Here is a 2,167-nt window from a genome sequence, read left to right as displayed (position 1 = left end):
GGGCAAGTGTGAGAGGGGACCCATTAAACATTTATTAAGATTTGTGATTAATTAACTATGCGGCAAATTAATAGCCCTTACCTGCATATTTAACCCATCGATCATCAATAAACGCCCACATAAAGAGGTACCAATTTGCAACAAGACCTTAATTGTCTCTAAAGCTTGAATTGAACCAACAATGCCAACAATTGGTGATAATACTCCCGCCTCAACACAGCTTAATACATTTTCACCAAAGAGTTGGCTAAGATCTCGGTAGGTTGGGGTATTTGGTTGGTAAGTAAAAACACTGACTTGCCCCTCCATACGAATTGCTGCCCCAGAAACTAATGGTTTTTGTTGTTGTTGGCACAGACGATCTAGCTGATTTCTCGTTTCAACATTATCGGTACAATCTAAAACAACATCATATTGCGCAATGAGTGAAGTTAATTGTTCATCTGTTAATTGGGTATTGGTTGTGTTGATCGTAATTAAGGGGTTTAATGCTGATAGTGTCTGTTTAGCTGAATCAACTTTGGCTAAACCAATACGGCTATCATTATGTAAAACTTGGCGTTGTAGATTAGAGAGTGCTACGGTGTCAAAATCTACTAGCATTAATTCGCCAACTCCAGCAGCTGCTAAATATTGTGAGGCGGCGCAACCTAGGCCACCTAACCCAATAATTAATACTTTACTGCCTTTTAAGCGTTCTTGACCGTCAAAATCAATAGATTTCATAATGATTTGACGGTTATAACGCATCATTTCATGATCAGTGAGTTCTATTTGCATCGTTAATCGAGTAAGTAATTAAATGGTTCGATAGTGACTGTTTCACCCGCAGCGACATTGCCGCGATCTTTTTCTAACACAATAAAGCAGTTACTTTGTACAAAAGAACTGAACATATGTGAACCTTGGAAACGTACTGGTGCTACTTCAATTTGGCCATTTTCATTTAATTGATAAAAACCGCGTTGGAAATCTAAACGACCTGGGCTTTTTTTCAAGGAAGTCGCTGCAATTGCATTAAATTGTTGTGGTGCTTTCCATTGACTAAATCCACTTAGTTTAGCAATCGCCGGTTGGACTAATTGATAGAACGTGACAAAAGCGGAAACAGGGTTGCCAGGTAATCCACAGAACCAAGCATTTTCTAATTTACCAAAAGCAAATGGTTTACCTGGTTTCATTAATAGTTTCCAGAAATTGATTTTCCCTAAGCGTTCAATCACCGTTTTGGTGAAATCGGCTTCACCCACAGATACACCACCACTGGTAATCACTAGATCAGCTTGTTGTTGAGCTTCACGAAAAGCCTGTTCAAATTGTTGTTCATTATCAGGCAAAATACCGAAGTCTAAGATTTCACAGTTCAAGCGTTGTAACATCAGCTTTACTGCAAAACGGTTAGTATCATAAATTTGACCTGCTTGTAGTGGTTGACCAACAGGAACTAACTCATCGCCAGTCGAAACAATCGCAACTTTGATTCGAGGAAAAACCTCTACTTTCTCAATACCAAGAGAAGCAAGTAATGGCAGAGAAGTGGCAGTGAGCTTAGCGCCTTTTGTTAGTACAATCTCTCCAACTTTAACATCATCACCAATACGACGAATATTTTCACCGCATTTGGGCATTTCGCTAAATGAAACGGAACCATCAGGATTCACTTGAACTTTTTCTTGCATTACAACGGCATCAGTTCCTTCGGGAACCATGGCACCAGTCATAATACGTACCACACTCAGTGGTTGCCATTCGCCAGTAAAAGGTTGGCCTGCAAATGCTTTACCCGCTACGTTAAGTGTCATTGATTGTGCTAAATCGGCTAAACGTACTGCATAGCCATCCATTGCTGAATTATCAAAAGCGGGTACATTGATTGGTGAAATAATATCTTTGGCACAAATTCGTTTATCTGCATCTGCTAATGAAAGCGTTTCAGTAGGACGGTTAATTGCAGAGGGGAGTTGTTCAAGAAGTTGACTGCGTGCTTGTTCAAAAGTGAGTAAATCTGACATAACGTTTCCTTATTCAAAAAGATGAGCGAAATTTTAACTCAACTTTGGGATAGGGTTAATACCAAATACAGAGGGTTTTAATTTTTATGAAGATAAACCTAAATTTAGTCGCAGATTTTAATAAATGTCTAATTAGGTTCCCTCTCACACTTGCC

General features: G+C 39.2%; 2 protein-coding genes. Both read right to left on the bottom strand.

Annotated elements, in window-relative coordinates; translation table 11 throughout:
- Positions 1-51: 51 nt before the first annotated feature.
- Positions 52-780 (bottom strand): molybdopterin-synthase adenylyltransferase MoeB, encoded by a 729-nt coding sequence (gene moeB, locus QV06_RS11225; RefSeq protein WP_065238219.1) that lies wholly within the window; start codon positions 778-780, stop codon positions 52-54.
- Positions 781-782: 2 nt separating this feature from the next.
- Positions 783-2,012 (bottom strand): molybdopterin molybdotransferase MoeA, encoded by a 1,230-nt coding sequence (gene moeA / locus QV06_RS11220; RefSeq protein ID WP_065238218.1) that lies wholly within the window; start codon positions 2,010-2,012, stop codon positions 783-785.
- Between the last annotated feature and the right edge of the window lie 155 nt (positions 2,013-2,167).

Origin of the sequence: Gallibacterium genomosp. 3 (genome assembly GCF_001678475.1) — a bacterium.
Classification (GTDB): domain Bacteria; phylum Pseudomonadota; class Gammaproteobacteria; order Enterobacterales; family Pasteurellaceae; genus Gallibacterium; species Gallibacterium faecale.
The sequence above is the reverse complement of the archived record's forward strand: the minus strand, read 5'-3'. Positions and strand labels throughout refer to the sequence as shown.

Coding starts and splice junctions, on each gene's coding strand:
- moeB (WP_065238219.1), bottom strand. CDS start 780: ATGCAAATAGAACTCACTGATCATGAAATGATGCGTTATAACCGTCAA.
- moeA (WP_065238218.1), bottom strand. CDS start 2,012: ATGTCAGATTTACTCACTTTTGAACAAGCACGCAGTCAACTTCTTGAA.